Annotated in this window: 18 protein-coding genes; 15 read left to right on the plus strand and 3 right to left on the minus strand. The window is 52.6% G+C overall.

All coding sequences use genetic code 11. The annotated features are described in order from the left end of the window. The first annotated feature begins 144 nt into the window (after positions 1-144). Together JQN59_RS13210 and JQN59_RS13215 are read left to right on the plus strand one after the other, a co-directional pair. The gene (locus tag JQN59_RS13210; protein WP_048214317.1) at positions 145-1,740 is read left to right on the plus strand and encodes an acyl CoA:acetate/3-ketoacid CoA transferase; all 1,596 of its coding nucleotides are present in this window, start codon (positions 145-147) and stop codon (positions 1,738-1,740) included. A gap of 13 nt (positions 1,741-1,753) precedes the next feature. Next, a complete protein-coding gene (locus tag JQN59_RS13215) occupies positions 1,754-2,905 on the plus strand; it encodes an acyl-CoA dehydrogenase (protein WP_003832619.1) in 1,152 nt (383 codons plus the stop codon). Positions 2,906-2,959: 54 nt separating this feature from the next. On the opposite strand, the gene JQN59_RS13220 is transcribed toward JQN59_RS13215, so the two are convergent. Next, complete coding sequence (locus JQN59_RS13220) at positions 2,960-3,850, minus strand: AraC family transcriptional regulator (protein ID WP_032943176.1); 891 nt, start codon at positions 3,848-3,850, stop codon at positions 2,960-2,962. A gap of 506 nt (positions 3,851-4,356) precedes the next feature. Between JQN59_RS13220 and JQN59_RS13225 the strand changes: the two genes are divergently transcribed. From JQN59_RS13225 to fadK, 5 genes are all read left to right on the plus strand, one after another. After that, positions 4,357-5,121: an electron transfer flavoprotein gene (locus tag JQN59_RS13225; RefSeq protein WP_149607155.1), complete on the plus strand. Its 765-nt coding sequence runs from the start codon at positions 4,357-4,359 to the stop codon at positions 5,119-5,121. A 21-nt stretch (positions 5,122-5,142) separates the two neighbouring features. Continuing rightward, positions 5,143-6,078, plus strand: coding sequence for an electron transfer flavoprotein subunit alpha (locus JQN59_RS13230; RefSeq protein WP_048214320.1), 936 nt, complete (start codon positions 5,143-5,145; stop codon positions 6,076-6,078). A gap of 57 nt (positions 6,079-6,135) precedes the next feature. Continuing rightward, positions 6,136-7,425, plus strand: a complete 1,290-nt coding sequence (locus JQN59_RS13235; protein WP_048214321.1) for an FAD-dependent oxidoreductase — start codon at positions 6,136-6,138, stop codon at positions 7,423-7,425. Beyond that, on the plus strand, positions 7,422-7,715 hold the full coding sequence (locus tag JQN59_RS13240; RefSeq protein ID WP_003832609.1) for a ferredoxin ydiT: 294 nt from the start codon (positions 7,422-7,424) through the stop codon (positions 7,713-7,715). The genes JQN59_RS13235 and JQN59_RS13240 overlap by 4 nt, the downstream gene beginning before the upstream one ends. A gap of 82 nt (positions 7,716-7,797) precedes the next feature. Further along, positions 7,798-9,435, plus strand: coding sequence for a medium-chain fatty-acid--CoA ligase (fadK, locus tag JQN59_RS13245; protein WP_149607154.1), 1,638 nt, complete (start codon positions 7,798-7,800; stop codon positions 9,433-9,435). A 67-nt stretch (positions 9,436-9,502) separates the two neighbouring features. On the opposite strand, the gene ppsA is transcribed toward fadK, so the two are convergent. Then, a complete protein-coding gene (ppsA, locus tag JQN59_RS13250; protein ID WP_003832604.1) occupies positions 9,503-11,881 on the minus strand; it encodes a phosphoenolpyruvate synthase in 2,379 nt (792 codons plus the stop codon). A gap of 328 nt (positions 11,882-12,209) precedes the next feature. On the opposite strand from ppsA, the gene ppsR reads away from it, so the two are divergent. The 8 genes from ppsR (at position 12,210) to JQN59_RS13290 (ending at position 20,293) form a co-directional block, all read left to right on the plus strand. Next, positions 12,210-13,043 carry a posphoenolpyruvate synthetase regulatory kinase/phosphorylase PpsR gene (gene ppsR, locus JQN59_RS13255; RefSeq protein ID WP_003832602.1) on the plus strand — a complete coding sequence of 278 codons (834 nt, stop codon included), beginning with the start codon at positions 12,210-12,212 and terminating at the stop codon, positions 13,041-13,043. A 126-nt stretch (positions 13,044-13,169) separates the two neighbouring features. Then, complete coding sequence (aroH, locus tag JQN59_RS13260) at positions 13,170-14,216, plus strand: 3-deoxy-7-phosphoheptulonate synthase AroH (protein ID WP_003030555.1); 1,047 nt, start codon at positions 13,170-13,172, stop codon at positions 14,214-14,216. A 170-nt stretch (positions 14,217-14,386) separates the two neighbouring features. Next, positions 14,387-14,575 carry a hemin uptake protein HemP gene (hemP, locus tag JQN59_RS13265; RefSeq protein WP_003832599.1) on the plus strand — a complete coding sequence of 63 codons (189 nt, stop codon included), beginning with the start codon at positions 14,387-14,389 and terminating at the stop codon, positions 14,573-14,575. Between the two features lie 74 nt (positions 14,576-14,649). Further along, positions 14,650-16,632, plus strand: a complete 1,983-nt coding sequence (locus tag JQN59_RS13270; protein ID WP_149607153.1) for a TonB-dependent hemoglobin/transferrin/lactoferrin family receptor — start codon at positions 14,650-14,652, stop codon at positions 16,630-16,632. A gap of 47 nt (positions 16,633-16,679) precedes the next feature. Then, positions 16,680-17,711 (plus strand): hematinate-forming heme oxygenase ChuS, encoded by a 1,032-nt coding sequence (gene chuS, locus JQN59_RS13275; RefSeq protein ID WP_048226740.1) that lies wholly within the window; start codon positions 16,680-16,682, stop codon positions 17,709-17,711. Then, a complete protein-coding gene (locus JQN59_RS13280; RefSeq protein WP_103014606.1) occupies positions 17,708-18,529 on the plus strand; it encodes a heme/hemin ABC transporter substrate-binding protein in 822 nt (273 codons plus the stop codon). The genes chuS and JQN59_RS13280 overlap by 4 nt, the downstream gene beginning before the upstream one ends. Next, a complete protein-coding gene (locus JQN59_RS13285) occupies positions 18,529-19,521 on the plus strand; it encodes a FecCD family ABC transporter permease (RefSeq protein WP_103014605.1) in 993 nt (330 codons plus the stop codon). Before JQN59_RS13280 ends, JQN59_RS13285 begins: the two co-directional genes overlap by 1 nt. Beyond that, entirely contained in the window at positions 19,514-20,293 is a 780-nt protein-coding gene (locus JQN59_RS13290; RefSeq protein WP_103014604.1) for a heme ABC transporter ATP-binding protein, read from the plus strand. The genes JQN59_RS13285 and JQN59_RS13290 overlap by 8 nt, the downstream gene beginning before the upstream one ends. On the opposite strand, the gene selO is transcribed toward JQN59_RS13290, so the two are convergent. Beyond that, a complete protein-coding gene (gene selO / locus JQN59_RS13295) occupies positions 20,290-21,732 on the minus strand; it encodes a protein adenylyltransferase SelO (protein ID WP_103014603.1) in 1,443 nt (480 codons plus the stop codon). The genes JQN59_RS13290 and selO overlap by 4 nt on opposite strands. Between the last annotated feature and the right edge of the window lie 32 nt (positions 21,733-21,764).

Here is a 21,764-nt window from a genome sequence, read left to right on the forward strand (position 1 = left end):
TCCATATAAATATCAGTAATGCCCTACCCCAGATATTCGTCCAACCACGGATATCTGGCCGGTAATTAAGCGTTATTATATAACTCACAATATTATTGTCGAATATAGCGACAGGTAGTCGCACGCATATAATCTGGAGTTCACATGAAATTTTCAAGGCCAAATCGTATAGATGGTCGGGTACCCGTATTATCCGCTGCAGATGCAGTCAATTATATTCCTGATGAAGCAACTCTTTGTGTATTAGGTGCAGGCGGGGGTATTCTCGAAGCAACAACATTAATTAACGCACTGGCTGAAAAATATAAAAATTCTCAGTCACCACGAAATTTAGCGTTGATTAGTCCTACAGGTCTTGGTGACCGGGCCGACCGGGGAATTAGTCCACTGGCACAGGAAGGTTTAGTCAAATGGGCATTATGCGGCCACTGGGGACAATCACCGCGAATCTCCGATCTGGCTGAACAAAATAAAATTTCCGCCTATAACTATCCTCAGGGCGTATTAACCCAAACCCTGCGTGCATCGGCGGCTCACCAGCCAGGGATCCTTAGTGATATCGGCATCGGTACATTTGTTGACCCTCGCCAACAGGGCGGTAAGCTGAATGAAGTGACCACCGAAGATCTGATCAAATTGGTGGAAATTGATAACAAAGAGTACCTGTATTACAAAGCCATTGCGCCAAACATCGCCTTTATTCGCGCCACCACTTGCGACAGTGAAGGCTACGCCACCTTTGAAGATGAAGTGATGTATCTTGATGCACTGGTGATTGCCCAGGCCGTACACAATAACGGTGGCATCGTTATGATGCAGGTGCAAAAGATGGTGAAGAAAGCCACGTTGCATCCGAAATCGGTGCGTATTCCCGGCTATCTGGTCGATATTGTGGTCATCGACCCCGACCAAACGCAACTGTATGGTGGCGCGCCGGTTAACCGCTTTATCTCTGGCGATTTTGTTCTCGATGACAGCCAACAGACTGCCCTGCCGCTCAATCAGCGTAAACTGGTGGCCAGACGCGCCCTGTTTGAAATGCGCAAAGGTGCGGTCGGCAACGTTGGCGTAGGCATTGCCGATGGCATTGGCCTCGTCGCTCGCGAAGAAGGCTGTGCTGATGATTTTATTCTGACAGTCGAAACGGGTCCGATTGGCGGCATCACCTCTCAAGGTATTGCTTTCGGCGCCAACGTCAACACCCGCGCCATTCTGGATATGACTTCCCAGTTTGACTTCTATCACGGTGGTGGATTGGATGTGTGCTATTTAAGTTTTGCCGAAGTCGATCGCCACGGCAACGTTGGCGTACACAAATTCAATGGCAAGATCATGGGTACCGGCGGTTTTATCGATATTAGCGCCACCTCCAAAAAAATTATTTTCTGCGGCACGTTAACTGCCGGAAGTCTGAAAACGGAAGTTGCCGATGGCAAGTTAAATATCGTGCAGGAAGGTCGGGTGAAAAAATTCGTCAACGAATTACCTGAAGTGACTTTCAGCGGAAAAATTGCTCTCGAACGTGGACTTGATGTGCGTTACATCACTGAGCGCGCTGTATTTACGTTAAAAGCAGATGGTCTTCATTTAATCGAAATTGCACCGGGAGTCTCTTTACAGGAAGACATCCTGGACAAGATGGATTTCACGCCAATCATTTCGCCAAATCTGAAGCTGATGGACGAAAGATTATTTATCGATGCCTCGATGGGTTTTGTGTTACCCGACGCCGCCAATTAAAAGGAGTACCATGATGGACTTTTCTTTAACTGAAGAACAAGAACTGCTACTTGCCAGTATTCGAGAACTGATTACCAGCAATTTCCCGGAAGAATATTTCCGTACCTGCGATCAGACGGCGACCTACCCAAAAGAGTTTATGCGTGCCCTGGCGGACAACGGTATTTCGATGCTGGGCGTTCCGGAAGAGTTTGGTGGCATCCCGGCGGATTACGTCACACAGATGCTGGCGCTGATGGAAGTTTCAAAATGCGGCGCACCCGCTTTTTTGATCACTAACGGTCAGTGTATTCACAGTATGCGTCGTTTTGGATCCGCCGAACAGCTGCGTAAGACCGCAGAAAGCACCATGGAAACGGGCGATCCAGCGTATGCGCTGGCATTAACCGAACCGGGAGCTGGCTCCGACAACAACAGCGCGACCACCAGCTACACTCGCAAAAACGGTAAGGTCTATCTCAACGGGCAGAAAACCTTTATTACCGGCGCGAAAGAGTATCCATATATGCTGGTACTGGCCCGCGATCCGGAGCCAAAAGATCCGAAAAAAGCTTTTACGCTATGGTGGGTCGATTCGAAGAAACCCGGCATTAAGGTTAATCCGCTGCATAAAATCGGCTGGCATATGCTCAGCACCTGCGAAGTCTATCTTGATGACGTCGAAGTGGACGAAAGCGATATGGTCGGAGAGGAAGGCATGGGTTTCCTCAACGTCATGTACAACTTCGAAATGGAACGTTTGATCAACGCTGCACGCAGTACCGGTTTTGCTGAATGCGCCTTCGAAGATGCCGCCCGTTACGCCAACCAGCGCATCGCATTCGGTAAGCCAATTGGTCACAATCAGATGATCCAGGAAAAACTGGCGCTGATGGCGATTAAAATCGATAACATGCGCAATATGGTGTTAAAAGTCGCCTGGCAGGCCGATCAGGAACAGTCTCTGCGCACCAGTGCAGCGCTGGCAAAACTGTATTGTGCACGTACTGCAATGGAAGTGATTGATGACGCCATTCAGATTATGGGTGGACTGGGTTACACCGACGAAGCACGCGTTTCCCGCTTCTGGCGTGATGTCCGCTGTGAACGCATTGGCGGTGGTACAGATGAAATCATGATTTACGTCGCGGGTCGCCAAATCCTGAAAGATTATCAGAATAAGTAAGCAGTAATGCTTGCCGGATAGCGCAAATGCGTTATCCGGCACGTGCCAGGTGAATCATATTTCTGGCATCAAACATTCTTGTTCTACAAGGTTATTTTTAAACTGCTTACGATAATCGCTGGGAGTACAACCCACATGCCGCTGAAAGAGTTTGGCAAAGTGATCGACATTTTCATACCCTACCCGCCATGAAATTTCTGCCAACGAGGACTCCGTATTCGTCAGGGCAAATTTTGCCTCTGTCATTCGCCGCTGAATCACATAATTAATCGGCGAAATACGATATTCCTTAGTAAACTCGTGACAGATATAGCTCACGCTGGCTCGAAATTTCTTAGACAACTGTTCCAGCGTAATTTTCTCTCGGAAGTTGTTATTTAAATAAACCAACACATCTTTAATTAAGATATCTTTTTTAATATATCCCTGCTCAGAACGATAAGCATTTTTAAAGTTTTCGTAATATAAAACGGTTAATGCATAAGCAAAGGCGTCATAAGCGGAAGACGTCAGGTTATTCTTGCTCTGCGGGATCATAACACTCAGTTCATTAAAGATACTTTTAATAACCTCTTTGCCCTGGCTAACGCTAATAACCGGACACGAGTGCATCTGCAAGAGTTGGTTCTCCTGCCAGTCGTTAAAACGAAAGCCGTAGAGCGCACAGGTGTAAGTGGTTGCAGGTGCGCTGCTATCGGAAGCAACCGCATGTAACCGCCCTTGTTCTATCACTACGATGTCACCCGCATGTGCGACATACAGCGAAGAGTCGATAATTAGCCTTGCGACACCCTTTTTTACATAGATAAGCTCTGTTTCATTGTCATGAACATGATGGCCCGACTCCCAGTTAGGATCATCACTGATGACGAATCGCGAAAATCTCGGGGTTTTTCCCTGTTCAAAAAGGGTCTCCATGGCATTATCAAAACAGCGTTGATACATGACAACCTCCACCGAAAGGCAGTAATTTTGCGGATAGTTAATATTGAAAAGTAAAAACGATGATGATGTTATACAACGTTATTCTATCCAGGCGAAACAAAATTATTTGCGTCGTCTGCAAGATGACACCTCCTACTCCAGCACGCTGCTCGCGCAAATTGTTTTTATTTTAAAATAACAGGAAAGTATAAATGTTATTAAGTCAGCAATAATAATTTACACACCAGAAACAAAGTGCGTGCAGAAACGGATAAAAATATGATCCATTTCTCAAAAAAACGTCTCGATTTTATTTCCATATTTATCACTTTAACACCCGGCGTCGTCTTTACGTTCATAAACTCAGCATTCCTAAAGTCCTTTTTTTTGCAAGATTGTTGGGAATGAAAACAGATTGCCCCGTCGAAAACAGTCTCCCTCTGCCGCACACTATTTTCAGTCAATTTTCCCTACTGTTGATGATGTCACTCCCCGTCATCATCCACACGAGAATCACTGGAGATGCCATGAAACTAATAACCTGCTTTAAGTTGGTGCCTGAAGAACAGGACATTGTTGTTACCCCAGAACGTTCGCTTAACTTTGACCGGGCCGATGCCAAAATCAGTCAGTTTGATTTGAATGCAATAGAGGCCGCGACGCAACTTAGTGCGGAAGGTGATGAAATTGTCGCCTTAACGGTTGGCGGCTCGCTGCTGCAAAACTCCAAAGTGCGTAAAGACGTACTGTCCCGCGGGCCGGACAGTTTGTTTATGGTGCAGGATCCCCAACTGGAGCATTCATTACCGCGAGACACGGCTCAGGCGCTGGCCTGCGCGGCCAAAAACATTGAATTCGACCTGATGCTGTTCGGCGAAGGGTCTGGAGACATCTACGCCCAGCAGGTTGGCTTACTGGTTGGCGAACTCTTACAACTTCCAGTGATTAACGCCGTCAGCAACATCCAACGTAACGGCGATCGCATTGTGGTTGAACGTACGCTGGAAGACGAAGTTGAAGTGATTGAACTGTCGCTCCCCGCCGTGCTGTGCGTAACCTCGGATATCAACACGCCGCGTATTCCCACGATGAAAGCCATTCTGGGCGCAGGTAAAAAACCGGTCACACCGTGGCAAGCCAGCGATATTGGCTGGACACCTGCCTCACCGTTAGCAGAACTGGTGAGCCTCACCGTTCCGCCACAAACAGAACGTAAGCACATCATTCTGGAAAATGACTCAGCAGAAGCCATCGCCGAGCTGGCTGAGCATCTGAAAAAAGCCCTGAACTAAGCCCAACGGAGAGAAATTATTATGAGTAAATTAGCTAACGTATGGGTGTTCAGCGATAACGTAGAACGCTATGCAGAATTAATGGCCGGCGCACGCCTGTGGGGTGAACAAGTACACCTTATTGTACAAGGCAACGAGCAGGCCAATCAGGTTAAACCTCTGGGTGCCGATGAGATTGTCGTGCTTGAAACAACGTCTGGTTTACAGCGTGTTGAAAATTTTGCCGAGACCATCGCCGCCCTGATACAAGAACATACCGGGCTATTGCTGATGCCAGCGACTAAACGCGCTAAATCCCTTGGTGCGCGGTTAAGTATTCAGCTCAATGCAGCGATGGTAAATGACGCCACGTCGGTAACACTTGATGATGGCTCACTGTTCGCAGAACACCGTATGTACGGTGGCCTGGCATTCGGCAAAGAAAAAATCAAAACAACTCAGGCAATTATCACCCTTGCCACAGGCGTACTTGAACCGGTAGAGGCTAATGCTTCACATACCTGCCCTGTAGTCTCTGCACCTTACATCGCACCACACCATGAAATTATGTGCCAGGAACGTCGCGCCAAATCCGTGAGCAGCGTGGATCTCAGCAAAGCCAAACGTGTGGTGGGTGTGGGTCGCGGCCTGGTTGCGCAAAACGATCTGGAGATGGTGCACCAGTTGGCATCTGTACTGGGTGCAGAAGTGGGTTGTTCACGACCGATTGCCGAAGGCGAAAACTGGATGGAACGCGAACGCTACATCGGCGTTTCTGGCGTGTTACTGAAATCGGACCTTTACCTCACCCTCGGCATTTCAGGACAAATTCAGCATATGGTCGGCGGTAACGGCGCGAAAGTCATTGTCGCCATCAACAAAGATAAGAAAGCCCCTATTTTCAATTACGCCGATTACGGACTGGTCGGCGACATCTACAAAGTCGTTCCGGCTCTTATCGAGCATCTCAGCCGCTAACCCCCACATTTAACGCACATATCCCGCTGCCCTCGCAGCGGGAAGGGAGCATAAAGCATGTCAGATGAAAAATTTGATGCCATTGTGGTCGGTGCTGGCGTGGCGGGTACGGTTGCAGGCTACGTGATGGCTCAGGCCGGACTGGACGTACTGGTCATCGAGCGCGGAAACAGTGCAGGTAGTAAAAATATGACCGGCGGAAGACTCTATGCACATAGTCTTGAGCGCATCATGCCGGGTTTCGCGCAGGAAGCGCCGCTCGAGCGTAAAGTCACCCGCGAAAAAATCTCTTTTCTGACCGAAGAAAGCGCCGTCACTCTCGACTTTCATCGTGAAAAAGCTGACGCGCCAACGCAGGATTCGTATACCGTTTTGCGCAACAGACTTGACCCATGGCTAATGGAAAAAGCGGAACAAGCTGGCGTGCAGTTCATCCCCGGCGTGCGCGTCGATGCCCTGATCCGCGAAGGTAATAAGGTTACCGGAGTTCAGGCCGGTGACGATATCCTGGAAGCCAATATTGTCATCCTTGCCGATGGCGTCAACTCTATGCTGGGGCGTTCCCTGGGGATGGTTCCGCCCTCTTCTGCACATCACTATGCCGTTGGCGTAAAAGAGCTGATCGGCTTACCTCCAGCGGTCATTGCAGATCGCTTCAATCTTTCAGGTAATGAAGGCGCGGCCTGGCTGTTTGCAGGCTCACCGTCTGATGGATTGATGGGAGGCGGATTTTTGTATACCAACCAGGACTCCATCTCTCTGGGTCTGGTGTGTGGTCTGGGGGATATTGCCCATGCCACAAAAAGCATTCCACAAATGCTGGAAGACTTTAAACAACATCCAACTATTCGGCCATTGATTGCCGGTGGAGAACTACTGGAATATTCCGCGCATATGGTGCCGGAAGGCGGTCTGGCAATGGTTCCAAAGTTGGTCGATGACGGTGTGATGATCGTGGGCGATGCCGCCGGTTTCTGTTTGAACCTGGGTTTCACGGTGCGAGGTATGGATTTGGCCATCGCTTCCGCAGAAGCCGCTGCCCAAACAGCTATTGCAGCAAAAGAACGCCAGGATTTCTCTGCCAGCAGCCTGATGGGCTACAAGCGCGCGCTCGAACAGGGCTGTGTGATGCGTGATTTACAGCATTTTCGCAAGATCCCGGCGTTAATGGAAAACCCACGGCTGTTCACTCAGTATCCGCGTATGGTGGCCGACATCATGAGCGATATGTTCACCGTTGACGGACGTCCAAATCAACCGGTTCGCAAGATGATTATGTCCCACGCAAAACAAATCGGGCTGATGAACTTACTGAAAGACGGTATCAAGGGGGCAACTGCACTATGAATCAGGACAATACCGTTAACGTTGACGTTAAACTGGGCGTCAATAAATTCAATGTCGATGAAGGCCACCCGCACATTATTCTGGCCGAACATCCAGACCTTAATGAATTTCGCAAGCTGCTGAAAGCCTGCCCCGCCGGGCTGTATAAGCAGGACGAGAGTGGAAACATTCATTTTGATTCTGCTGGTTGCCTGGAGTGCGGAACGTGTCGAGTACTGTGCGGCGACACAATCCTCGACCAATGGGAATATCCGGTCGGAACATTTGGCGTTGATTTTCGCTACGGCTAATGGATTTTGCCTGTAGTACACCGGATCGGCCACGCCGGCCATCCGGTCAGATGTATGCCGAAATCATCCTGGGAATAACTTCATGAGTATCACACTAACGTTTAACGCCGAACGCCGCGAAGTCTGGCGGCAACAGGGTTTATGGGGAGATGCTTCGCTTGGCGATTACTGGAACCAAACTGCCAGAGCCATGCCAGATAAAATCGCCGTGGTTGATAACCATGGCGCTTCATACACCTATGCTGCACTCGACAGCGCGGCCAGCAGTCTGGCAACCTGGTTTTTAGCCTGCGGTATTCAACCCGGCGATCGCATTGCCTTCCAGTTACCGGGCTGGTGCGAGTTTACGATTATCTACCTGGCCTGCCTGAAAACCGGGGCCGTTTCCGTACCGCTGCTGCCAGCGTGGCGTGAAGCAGAGCTGGTATGGGTGCTGAATAAGTGCAAAGCGAAGATTTTTTTCGCACCGACGCTATTTAAACAGACCCGACCGGTCGATCTGATCCTCCCCTTACAAAACCAGTTGCCGCATCTGCAACAGATCGTTGCCGTGGATAAACTGGCTCCGGCAACTACCTCGCTGGCGCTCAGTCAACTGCTTTTAGCTCCACCTTTAACCCAGACGATTAATGTTCACGCCGATGAACTGGCGGCGGTGTTGTTTACCTCCGGTACCGAGGGAATGCCAAAAGGCGTAATGCTGACCCACAACAACATCCTTGCCAGCGAGCGCGCCTATTGTGCCCGCCTCAATCTCACCTGGCAGGATGTGTTTTTGATGCCCGCACCACTGGGACACGCTACCGGTTTTCTGCATGGCGTTACCGCACCGTTTTTAATCGGCGCACGCAGCGTATTGTTAGACATTTTCACCCCAATCGCCTGTCTTGAACTGCTGGAGCAACAACACTGTACCTGTGTGCTCGGCGCAACGCCCTTCGTCTACGACATGTTGTGTAGCATGGAAAAACGGCCACGCGACCTCTCATCGCTACGCTTTTTCTTATGTGGGGGCACAACCATTCCACAAAAGATTGCCCGTGACTGCCAGCAGCTCGGCATAAAATTATTAAGCATTTATGGCTCGACAGAGAGTTCACCGCATGCGCTGGTCAATCTCGATGATTCGCTTTCTCGCATGATGAATACCGACGGATATGCTGCTGCAGGCGTCGAAATTAAAGTGGTCGACGAAGCACGCAATACGTTGCCCGCGGGGGTAGAAGGTGAAGAAGCTTCGCGTGGTCCCAATGTGTTTATGGGCTACCTCGATGAACCCGAACTCACCGCCCGCGCGCTGGATCAAGACGGCTGGTATTACAGCGGCGACTTATGCCGAATGGACGATGCGGGGTACATCAAAATCACCGGACGGAAAAAAGATATCATTGTCCGCGGTGGAGAAAACATCAGCAGCCGCGAAGTTGAGGATATTTTATTGCAGCATCCTCGCATTCACGATGCCTGTGTTGTCGCGATGCCGGACGAACGCTTAGGTGAAAGGTCGTGTGCTTACGTGGTCCTCAAACCTCCACATCATTCGTTGTCGCTGGAATCAGTGGTGGCCTTTTTTAGCCGCAAGCGGGTGGCAAAGTACAAATACCCTGAGCACATTGTGATCGTGGAGAAATTACCGCGCACGGCGTCCGGTAAAGTACAAAAATACCAGCTTCGTCAGGATATTATTCAGCGTTTGAGCGTGGAGAGTCTTACAGGATAAAGCACCGGATGGCGATGCTAACGCATCTTATCCGGCCTACATTGAATAGGCCGGATAAGGCATGATGTTACTTGTTCAGTTCAGCCAGACTCAGCCAGGTTTGTACGACGGTGTCCGGGTTCAGCGACAGGCTGTCGATCCCCTCTTCCATCAGCCAGGCCGCGAAGTCTTCGTGGTCAGAAGGTCCCTGGCCGCAAATACCCACGTATTTACCCTGTTTCTTGGCTGCACGAATCGCCATCGACAGCAGTGCTTTCACCGCGTCGTTACGCTCATCAAACAGTTCAGAAACCACACCAGAGTCACGATCCAGACCCAGCGCCAACTGCGTCATGTCGTTTGAGCCGATGGAGAAACCGTCGAAGTATTCGAGGAACTGCTCGGCCAGCAAGGCGTTAGACGGGATCTCGCACATCATGATGATCTTCAGTCCGTTCTCGCCGCGTTTCAGCCCCTGGCGTGCCAGCTCTTCCACCACCGCTTTCGCCTGGGCAACGGTACGTACAAACGGTACCATCACTTCAACGTTAGTCAGGCCCATGTCGTTACGGACACGTTTTACTGCGTCGCATTCCAGCGCGAAGCAGTCGCGGAAGCTGTCGGCAACATAACGGCCCGCCCCACGGAAGCCCAGCATCGGGTTCTCTTCATGCGGTTCATAACGCTCACCGCCGACCAGGTTGGCATATTCGTTGGACTTAAAGTCCGACATACGCACGATGACGCGTTTTGGATAAAACGCCGCACCCAGCGTCGCGATCCCTTCCGTCAGACGACCGACATAGAATTCACGCGGAGAATCGAAACCTTTCATCATGGCGCGGATTTCATTTTGCAGCTCAGGCGTCTGGTCATCGAACTCCAGCAGCGCACGCGGGTGTACGCCAATCATGCGGTTGATGATAAATTCCAGACGCGCCAGGCCGACGCCTTCGTTTGGCAGACAGGCGAAGTCGAAAGCCCGGTCCGGGTTACCGACGTTCATCATCACCTTCAACGGCAGATCCGGCATGGTCTCCACGCTGGAACTCTTCACGCTAAAGTCGAGCATGTCAGCGTAAACATAACCGGTATCGCCTTCGGCACAGGAGACGGTTACCTTCTCACCATCTTTCATGCGCTCGGTCGCATCGCCACAGCCCACCACGGCCGGGATCCCCAGTTCACGGGCAATGATTGCCGCGTGACAGGTACGACCGCCACGGTTAGTGACAATTGCTGCCGCTTTCTTCATGATCGGTTCCCAGTCCGGGTCGGTCATGTCGGTAACCAGTACGTCGCCTGGTTCGATGCGGTTCATTTCGCTGATGTCATGAATGACTTTGACCGGACCCGCGCCAATGCGGTGGCCGATGGCGCGACCTTCAGCAATAATTTTACCCTGAGCATGCAGCGTATAACGCTCCATCACCTGGCCGCGAGAACGCACAGTTTCCGGACGCGCCTGAACAATGAACAGCTTGCCGGTATGACCGTCTTTCGCCCATTCGATGTCCATTGGACGACCGTAGTGCTTCTCGATCTGCACCGCCTGCTTGGCCAGTTCCTGCACTTCTTCGTTAGTCAGGGAGAAAATGTCGCGTTGTTCCTGCGGGACATCTTCAATGGTCACCTGCTTACCGTGTTCCTGGGTCGGCGCGTAAATCATGCGGATTTTTTTCGATCCCATTGTGCGACGGACGATCGCCGGACGGTTAGCCGCCAGGGTCGGTTTGTGCACGTAGAATTCATCCGGGTTAACGGCGCCCTGCACGACCATTTCGCCCAGGCCCCAGGCGGACGTGATAAAGACAACCTGGTCGAAACCGGATTCGGTATCGATGGAGAACATTACGCCTGAGGACGCGAGGTCAGAACGTACCATCCGCTGAACGCCAGCAGAGAGCGCGACGCCACGGTGGTCATAGCCCTGGTGAACACGATAAGAGATCGCGCGGTCGTTAAACAGCGAGGCAAATACGTGTTTGATGGCAACCAGTACGGCATCAAATCCCTGGACGTTGAGGAAGGTTTCCTGCTGACCGGCAAATGACGCATCTGGCATATCTTCTGCGGTAGCGGAAGAACGCACGGCAAAAGAGGCATTGGCATCGTCCGCTGACAACTGCGCGTAGGCATCGCGGACGGCATTTTCCAGTTCGGGCTGGAAAGGAGTGTCGATAATCCACTGGCGGATCTGTGCCCCGGCTTTCGCAAGCTCAGTGACATCGTCGATATCCGTTTTATCCAGCAGCTCATAAATGCGCTGGTTTACACCGCTCTGGTCCAGAAACTGGTTAAACGCATCGGCGGTCGTTGCAAAACCATTCGGTACGGAAACACCCATACCTGAAAGGTTAGTAATCATTTCACCCAGGGAGGCATTTTTGCCTCCAACTCTGTCTACATCATTCATGCCGAGTTGGTTATACCAAAGCACCAGCGGTGACGAGCCATTGTTGGACATCGAACAATCCTTATATATGAACGAGGTTAGGAAACTCAATTTTGCGTAATTATCTTGGCATATTTACTCCGGCGAAAAAAACGGTGAATCGTTCAAGCAACTTTATTTTTTATTTTTTCAGATTGTTTCCGCATTTGCGCAAACCCGCGAGCCACACGGGATCACCACAAAAACGATCGGTATAAACATTTGTTCCGAAAAATGAAATCCACTTTTCATTAAATATAAAAATACCGTTTCATTTTATAAAATAGATGCGGCAATATTCGCTTCTGGCGAATTTTAATTTATGCTTTCAGAGAATTATATCTGCCCCAGGATGAGCAAAATGGATAATGCTGTTGATCGTCACGTATTTTATATTTCTGATGGTACGGCCATCACCGCCGAGGTATTGGGTCACGCGGTGATGTCGCAATTTCCTGTCACGATCAGCAGTATTACGCTGCCGTTTGTGGAAAATGAGAGTCGTGCGCGCGCGGTTAAAGACCAGATTGACGCTATTTACCAACAAACTGGCGTGCGCCCTTTGGTGTTTTACTCCATCGTCCTGCCGGAAATTCGCTCGATCATTCTGCAAAGCGAAGGATTTTGTCAGGATATCGTGCAGGCGTTGGTTGCCCCACTGCAACACGAGATGAAACTCGACCCTACGCCTATCGCCCATCGCACTCACGGTCTGAATCCCGGTAACCTCAACAAGTACGACGCGCGCATTGCTGCCATTGACTACACCCTCGCCCACGACGACGGTATTTCGTTGCGCAACCTCGATCAGGCGCAGGTGATCCTGCTCGGCGTTTCCCGTTGCGGCAAAACCCCGACCAGTTTGTATCTGGCCATGCAGTTTGGTATCCGCGCGGCCAACTACCCCTTTATTGCCGATGATATGGATAATCTGGTACTGCCCACTTCCCTCAAGCCGTTGCAGCATAAGCTGTTCGGTCTGACTATCGACCCTGAGCGCCTGGCGGCCATCCGCGAAGAACGCCGTGAGAACAGCCGTTACGCCTCGCTGCGTCAGTGCCGTATGGAAGTCGCTGAGGTAGAAGCGCTGTACCGGAAAAACCAGATCCCCTGGCTGAACAGTACCAATTATTCGGTAGAAGAGATTGCTACCAAGATCCTCGATATCATGGGACTGAATCGTCGCATGTACTAGAATGCTAGTGCATTGGTTCGATTTTTTGTTATTATGCTCGCCACCAGGCAGGATGAGTGTGATATTGTGATGTACATCACTTCCCGGTAGTCCTGCCGTTGAAGCAACAAATTTCTGAGACAAGTAATGAACAGAACCGATGAACTCCGTACTGCGCGTATTGACAACCTGGTCACTCCAGCAGAGCTTGCGCAACGGCATCCTGTTTCATCCTCCGTCGCCCGTCATGTTACGGACTCCCGACGTCGGATAGAAAAAATTTTAAATGGTGAAGACCCCCGTTTACTGGTGATCGTAGGTCCCTGCTCGATTCACGATCTTGATGCCGCGATGGAATACGCGACACGATTACAGGCGCTGCGCACTAAGCACCAGGCGCGTCTGGAAATCGTGATGCGTACCTATTTTGAAAAACCACGCACCGTCGTAGGCTGGAAAGGCCTGATTTCCGACCCGGATTTGAACGGCAGTTATCGTGTAAACCACGGTATTGAACTGGCGCGAAAACTGCTGTTGCAGGTCAACGAACTGGGCGTCCCCACGGCGACTGAATTCCTCGACATGGTGACCGGCCAGTTTATTGCCGATTTAATCAGTTGGGGAGCTATTGGCGCGCGCACCACCGAAAGTCAGATCCATCGTGAAATGGCCTCCGCGCTCTCCTGCCCGGTCGGCTTTAAGAACGGAACGGATGGCAACACGCGCATCGCCGTCGATGCGATTCGCGCCTCCCGCGCCAGTCACATGTTCCTCTCGCCGGATAAAACCGGCCAGATGACCATTTACCAGACCAGCGGTAACCCTTACGGGCATATCATCATGCGTGGCGGTAAAAAGCCGAATTATTATGCTGAAGATATTGCTGCCGCCTGCGATACCCTGCACGAATTTTCCCTGCCTGAGCATCTGGTGGTCGATTTTAGCCACGGCAATTGCCAGAAGCAGCATCGCCGTCAGTTGGACGTTTGTGATGATGTATGCCAGCAAATTCGCAATGGTTCGACGGCGATTGCCGGGATTATGGCGGAGAGTTTCCTGCGTGAAGGTACGCAAAAAATCGTTAGCGGCCAGCCGCTGGTTTACGGTCAGTCCATTACCGACCCGTGCCTGAACTGGGAAGATACCGAACTGTTGGTTGAAAAACTCGCCTCTGCGGTTGATAGCCGTTTTTAATGCTGTTCGCCGGGCAATATCAGCTTGCCCGGCGCTAATCCCTTGTTTTTCCCTTTCTTATTGCGCAAAAAACGTTCTCGTCACAATTATTTCACAAAAACGCTTGCCGCAAATTTGCAGTTTGATGATAATGATTATCATTGTTACATTGATTGTTATTTTTAAACACTATGTCACGTATGGATAACACAACGGCAACGCCTGCAAAAGACAAAACACCGCCTTCCGTCGCGCCAAACGACCGACGAATTGACAGTAAAACCCTGCTTGGTAACGAAGGACGCGTGATCATAGAACATGATGGTCAGCACTACCTGCTGCGCCAGACACAAGCCGGAAAACTCATTCTGACTAAATAAACAACACATTTCGCCAGCCACCCAGGTCATACCCAGGCAGCCAGCGCTTTTCGATTTCCTAATGGAGAGTTGCTATGCCTTACCTGCACACCGCTTCCCTGCGCCCATCGCTGTTGGCGCTGGCGATTATCGGTAACATGCCCGCCGTCGCCTATGCGGCGGTCGAGGATATGACCGTTACCGCCACCGGCAATGCCCGTAGCGCCTTTGAAGCACCGATGATGGTCAGCGTCATTGATGCCACTGCACCAGAAAACCAAACCGCCAGCTCAGCTGCCGACCTGTTACGTAAGGTTCCGGGCCTGACCCTTGATGGTACGGGCCGTACCAACGGCCAGGACGTGAATCTGCGCGGGTATGATCGACGCGGCGTTCTGGTGCTGGTTGACGGCGTTCGCCAGGGAACCGACACCGGACACCTGAACAGTACCTTCCTCGACCCGGCGCTTATCAAACGCATCGAAGTCGTGCGTGGCCCTTCCGCACTACTGTACGGTAGCGGCGCGCTAGGCGGCGTGATCGCCTATGACACTGCAGATGCCAAAGATCTACTGGAAGTCGGGCAAAACAGTGGTTATCGCGTGTTCGGTACCGCGGCGACCGGCGATCACAGTCTCGGCATGGGCGCCAGCACGTATGGCCGTACCGATACGCTGGACGGACTGCTTGCCTGGTCCAGCCGCGATCGCGGTGATTTACGCCAGAGTGACGGTACTACTGCGCCGAATGACGAAGCAATTAACAATATGCTGGCGAAAGGTAGCTGGAAAATTGACAGCGCCCAGACGCTGGCCGGTTCGCTGCGTTACTACAATAATGACGCCCGGGAACCTAAAAACCCGCAGACCAGCGCGGCGGATGCCAGCAATCCGATGACCAACCGTTCAACGATCCAGCGTGATGCGCAACTGACCTACTCGCTCGCTCCGGCGGACAATGACTGGCTGAACGCTGACGCCCGTATCTACTGGTCCGAAGCGCGCATTAATGCTCAGAATGCAGATAACACTGGCGAATTTCGCAAGCAAACCACCAAAGGCGGGAAGATCGACAACCGCAGCCGTCTGTTTACCGACTCTTTTGCATCTCACCTGTTGACCTACGGCGGTGAATACTATCGTCAGGAACAACAACCGGGAGGAGCAACAACTGGTTTCCCGGAGGCTAAGATCGATTTCAGCTCCGGCTGGCTCCAGGATGAAATCACCCTGCGCGACCTGCCGGTTACGCTGCTGGGCGGTACCCGTTATGACTCTTATCGCGGCAGCAGCGACGGTTATGAAGATGTCGATGCCGATAAATGGTCGTCCCGCGCCGGATTAACGGTTGCGCCAACTGACTGGCTGATGCTGTTCGGTTCATACGCTCAGGCTTTCCGTGCCCCGACTATGGGCGAGATGTATAACGATGCGAAACACTTTTCGATTGGTCGTTTTTACACCAACTACTGGGTGCCGAACCCTAACCTGCGCCCGGAAACCAACGAAACACAGGAATACGGATTTGGCCTGCGCTTTGACGATCTTCTGATGGCGAGCGACGCGCTCGAATTTAAAGCCAGCTATTTCGACACCAAAGCGAAAGATTACATCTCCACCAGCGTCGATTTCGCCGCTGCGACAACCACGTCCTATAACGTACCCAACGCCAAAATCTGGGGCTGGGACGTGATGGCGAAATATTCCACCGACCTGTTCAGCCTCGACATGGCCTATAACCGCACACGCGGAAAAGATACTGACACCGGCGAATACATTTCCAGCATTAACCCTGACACCGTCACCAGCAAACTGAATGTGCCGGTTGCGCACAGCGGTTTCTCTGTCGGCTGGATAGGGACATTTGCTGACCGTTCAACGCATATCAGCAGCACCTACGCTAAACAGCCCGGCTATGCGGTAAACGATTTCTACGTGAGCTATCAGGGCCAACAAGCGCTGAAAGGCATGACCACCACGCTGCTACTGGGCAACGCCTTCGACAAAGAGTACTGGTCACCGCAAGGCATTCCGCAGGATGGTCGTAATGGCAAAATTTTCGTGAGTTATCAGTGGTAATCACTTTTCCCCGGTTCGCCGGGGCCGCAATCTGGAAGGAAGAGACAATGAATCATTACACACGCTGGCTGGAACTGAAGAAAGAAAATCCTGGCAAATACGCACGTGATATTGCGGGGTTGATGAATATTAGCGAAGCCGAACTGACCTTTGCTCGCGTCGGTCACGACGCCTGGCGCTTACGTGGTGAAGTGCGTGAAATTCTCAGCGCACTGGAAGCAGTTGGCGAAACCAAATGTATTTGCCGCAATGAATACGCAGTACATGAGCAGGTAGGTGCTTTTACCAATCAGCACCTCAACGGTCATGCCGGACTGGTTCTCAATCCGCGCGCCCTCGATCTGCGTCTGTTCCTGAATCAGTGGGCCAGTACCTTTCATATCAGCGAAACAACCGCCCATGGTGAGCGTCAGAGCATTCAGTTCTTCGACCATCAGGGAGATGCGCTGCTAAAGGTCTATACCACGCAAAATACCCTCGTTGAGGAATGGGCAGCGTTGCTGACCCGTTTCATCTTTGCAGAAAACCCGCCGCTGGCACTGCAACCCGCCAACAATTCTGCGCCTGCCGCCGTCACAGTCGATGCGCAGACCGTCGATCAAGAGTGGCGAGCGATGACCGATGTCCACCAGTTCTTCGGTCTGCTGAAACGCCATGAACTCACCCGTCAACAAGCGTTTAATCTGGTGGGCGACGATCTGGCCTGTAAGGTTTCTAATAGCGCACTGGCGCAGTTACTCGACACCGCGCGTCAGGATGGCAACGAAATTATGGTTTTTGTGGGTAATCGCGGCTGTGTACAGATTTTTACCGGCGTGATTGAAAAACTGGTACCGATGAAAGGCTGGCTAAACATCTTCAACCCAACCTTTACCCTGCATCTGCTGGAAGAGAGCGTGGCCGAAACGTGGGTAACGCGCAAACCGACCGCCGATGGTCACGTCACCAGTCTGGAACTGTTTGCTGCCGACGGTACGCAAATCGCACAACTGTATGGTCAACGTACGGAAGGCGAGCCGGAACAGACACAATGGCGCACACAGATTGACGCGCTAACGCCGAAAGGACTGGCCGCATGAAAAAACTGCTGGCCCTGATCGCGCTGCTGCCCTTCGCCGCACTGGCTGCACCCGAGGAACGAGTTGTTGCCCTCGGTGGCGATGTCACCGAGATCGTATACGCACTGGGAGCACAACCCTCCCTTGTGGCGAGAGACAGCACCAGCCAATGGCCTGCTGCGGCAACCGCGTTACCTGATGTTGGTTATTTGCGCCAGCTCAACGCCGAAGGGATCCTTGCCACACGCCCTACGCTGGTCCTTGCCAGCGCGCAGGCGCAGCCTTCTCTGGTGTTAAAACAGATCGAGCAGAGCAACGTCAGGGTTGTCACGATCCCAGCAAGCAACGATCTTAACGCGATTGATGAAAAAGTTAGGGTTATCGCCGAGGCTACCCATCGGGAGGCCGACGGCGAAACGCTGCGCGCAACGTTACGTCAGGAACTGGCGACGCTCCCGTCATCTGAACTTAATAAACGTGTGCTGTTTATTCTCAATCATGGTGGGATGACCGCGATGGCGGCGGGCCAGCAAACCGGAGCCGATGCGGCGATTCGTGCCGCTGGTCTACGCAACGCGATGCAGGGCGTTAATCGCTATCAGCCGCTGTCACAAGAAGGCGTCATTGCCAGCCAGCCCGATCTGGTAGTGATTTCACAAGAAGGTGTTAAGGCGATGGGTGGCGAGGCAAACCTGTGGGCGCTGCCGGGGCTGGCGCAAACACCTGCTGGGCGGAATAAACAGGTGTTGCAGGTTGACGATATGGCGCTGTTGGGCTTCAGCGTTCGCACGCCACAGGCTATTTTGCAGCTTCGTGCTAAAGCGGAGCAATTACCCTGATGTCCCGGCGGATCACCTGTTCGTTGTGGATGTTGGCATTGATGCTGATTGTAATGACGGTTCTGGCTACCGGTTTTGGCGCGTTGCGCCTGCCGGTAAGTCTGCTCTGGCGTGATGACGATGAGGCATTGCGTCAAATCTGGCTCACGATTCGTCTGCCCCGCGTCCTGCTGGCGCTGGTGATTGGCGGTTCTCTGGCGCTCGCTGGCTGCGTGATGCAGGGGCTGTTTCGCAATCCACTTGCAGACCCTGGATTACTGGGAATAAGCAGCGGCGCCGCCTGCGCTGTGGCCCTGTGGGTGGTGCTGCCTGTCTCCTTGCCCGCGCTGCTGATGTTGTATGCTCCAATGCTGGCCGCTTTTTTCGGCGCGCTGGCGGCAACGGTAGTGATTTTTATCCTCAGCCAACAGCGCGACGGTTCACTCTCACGCCTGCTGCTGGTCGGCATTGCCATTAACGCGCTCTGTGGGGCGGCGGTTGGCGTTTTGTCGTGGGTCAGTAATGATGCGCAACTGCGCCAGCTGTCGCTATGGGGAATGGGAAGTCTGGGGGCCGCGCAGTGGTCCACACTGTTGGCTGTCACTTCACTGACAATCCCGACAGTGCTGATCATCTGGCGACTTGCTCCGGCGCTGAATCTTCTGCAGCTGGGTGAGGAAGAGGCGCATTATCTCGGCGTTGATGTGCGTACAATCCAGCGTATTTTGCTGCTTTGTAGCGCATTACTGGTTGCCTCAGCCGTGGCGGTAAGCGGCGTGATTGGCTTTATCGGGTTGGTCATCCCACATTTAATACGTATGTGGCTCGGCTCAGACCATCGGGCCGTTATTCCGGGTTCCGTGCTGGCGGGCGCGTTTTTATTGCTGATTGCCGACACGCTGGCCCGTACGGCGGTTGCGCCTGCGGAGATGCCGGTCGGTCTGTTGACCAGTCTTCTCGGCGCACCGTGGTTTTTATGGCTTATTTTTCGTCAGCGAGGACCGCATGGCTGAACATTTCATCGCTGAAGGGCTTCACTATCACGTAGCTGGCAGAGCGGTGATCGACGACGTATCGCTCGCCCTTACAAAAGGTGAACTGGTGGCGCTGATCGGCCCAAACGGTGCGGGGAAATCCACTCTGCTACGCCTGCTGACCGGTTTTCTGAAACCGGCTACCGGGCGCTGCGTGCTGGCGGGCAAACCGCTGGAGGAGTGGCCTACCCAAATGCTGTCGCGACACCGGGCGGTAATGCGTCAGCAAACGCAACTGGGATTTGACTGGCCGGTAGAGGCCGTCATCACGATGGGTCGCGCGCCCTGGACCCAACGACCGGAACCTGGGCTTATTGCACAGGTAATGGAGATGACCGGATGTACGCCTCTGGCAGGCCGGCAATACGCCGCGCTTTCCGGCGGTGAGCAACAGCGAGTGCAGTTAGCCCGTGCGCTGGCGCAACTCTGGTGCGACGGTGCGCCTCGCGGTTGGTTATTCCTTGATGAACCGACCTCCGCGCTGGATCTTTACCACCAGCAGCATCTGTTGCGCATGCTAAAAACGCTAACCGCTTCGGGTGAGCTGCATGTGTGCATTGTGCTTCACGATCTGAACCTCGCCGCACTGTGGGCAGACAGAATAGTGCTGCTGCACAACGGCAGGCTGGTGTCGCAGGGAACACCGGAAACTGTGTTACAGGCCGATGATCTGAAGCGCTGGTACGGTGCTCAGGTACACGTTGGCCAGCATCCGGCCAACGCCTCCCCGCAGGTATTTCTGGCCCCTTAGCTTGAACAACTCACTTCCAGCCGTTTGCCCCAGTCAGGTGGACGGCTGGCATAGTCGTCATCGCGATCGGCAAACGGGGTACGCAAGGCCTGGTGCAACCGATGCAGTTCGGCGTAATCCCCCTGCTCTGCCTGACTAATCGCCCGTTGCGCCAGCCAGTTACGTAATACCATCGCCGGATTTGCCGCCTTCATCTGTGTTTGTCTGACTGCATCGGCAATATTGTCTTGCTGAAGGCGCGAGCGATACCGCGTGAACCAGTCGTCAAATGCTGCGCGGTCGATAAACTCATCGCGCAACGGAGATTGCGCACTGTGCTGCTCCGTTTCGCTGAGCATGCGAAACGTTCGCGTATAGTCGCTTCTTTCTCGCGCCATCAGGCTAAACAGTTCGCTAAGCAGTTCGTTATCGTCTTTCTGCTCGCTAAAGAAGCCGAGCTTTTGCCGCATCCGCTGACCATAGCGAGTTAATAGCGCCAGCTGGTAACTGTCCAGCGCATCATTTAGCACCTCGACCGGGATAAACGGCGACAGGGTTTGCGCCAGACGTTGCAGGTTCCACAACGCGGCAGCCGGTTGGTTATCGAAACTGTATCGCCCCTGGTTGTCAGAGTGGTTGCAGATATAATCAGGCACGTAATCATCAAGAAAACCGAATGGACCGTAATCCATTGTCAGACCCAGAATCGACATGTTGTCCGTGTTCATAACACCATGCGCAAATCCTACCGCCTGCCAGTCAGCGATTAACGTCGCAGTACGCGTGACAACATCGTTAAACCACAGCTGATACTTATCGGCTTCTTCCTGCCATTGCGGCCAGTAATGGCGAATCGCAAAGTCAGCCAACTCGCGCACTTTTTCCGGCTCTCGGCGATAGTAAAAATGCTCAAAATGGCCAAACCGCATATGGCTTTGCGCCACGCGAATGAGCATCGCCCCTGCTTCGACCGTTTCGCGATAAACCGGCGTGTCGCTGGTGACAATCGACAATGCCCGCGTGGTCGGTATTCCCAGGTAATGCATCGCTTCACTGGCCAGGCTTTCACGAATGGTCGAGCGCAGCACGGCACGCCCATCACCCATGCGGGAATACGGCGTGAGTCCGGCGCCTTTCAGGTGCCAGTCAAACGTTGAACCATCCGCGAGCTGTTGTTCGCCCAGCAGGATCCCACGTCCGTCGCCAAGCTGACCAGCCCAGACACCGAACTGATGCCCGCTATAAACCTGGGCTAAAGGCGACATCCCGGGAAGCAACGATTCGCCGCCCCAAACGCCTGCACCAGTCGGAATATCAAATAGCGCCGCAGGAATTGCTAATTGCTCCGCCAGCGCATCGTTATGCCAGATAAGGCGCGCGTTTTTCAGAGGGGTGGGTGAAAGCGCGGTATAGGTTGCTGGTAGTTCATCACGCCAGCGAGTGGTAAAAGACAGGGTCATAGGGCCTCCTGCCTCTAGTGTAGACTGTTAAT

This window comes from Citrobacter sp. B72 (assembly GCF_016894305.1).
Classification (GTDB): domain Bacteria; phylum Pseudomonadota; class Gammaproteobacteria; order Enterobacterales; family Enterobacteriaceae; genus Citrobacter; species Citrobacter portucalensis.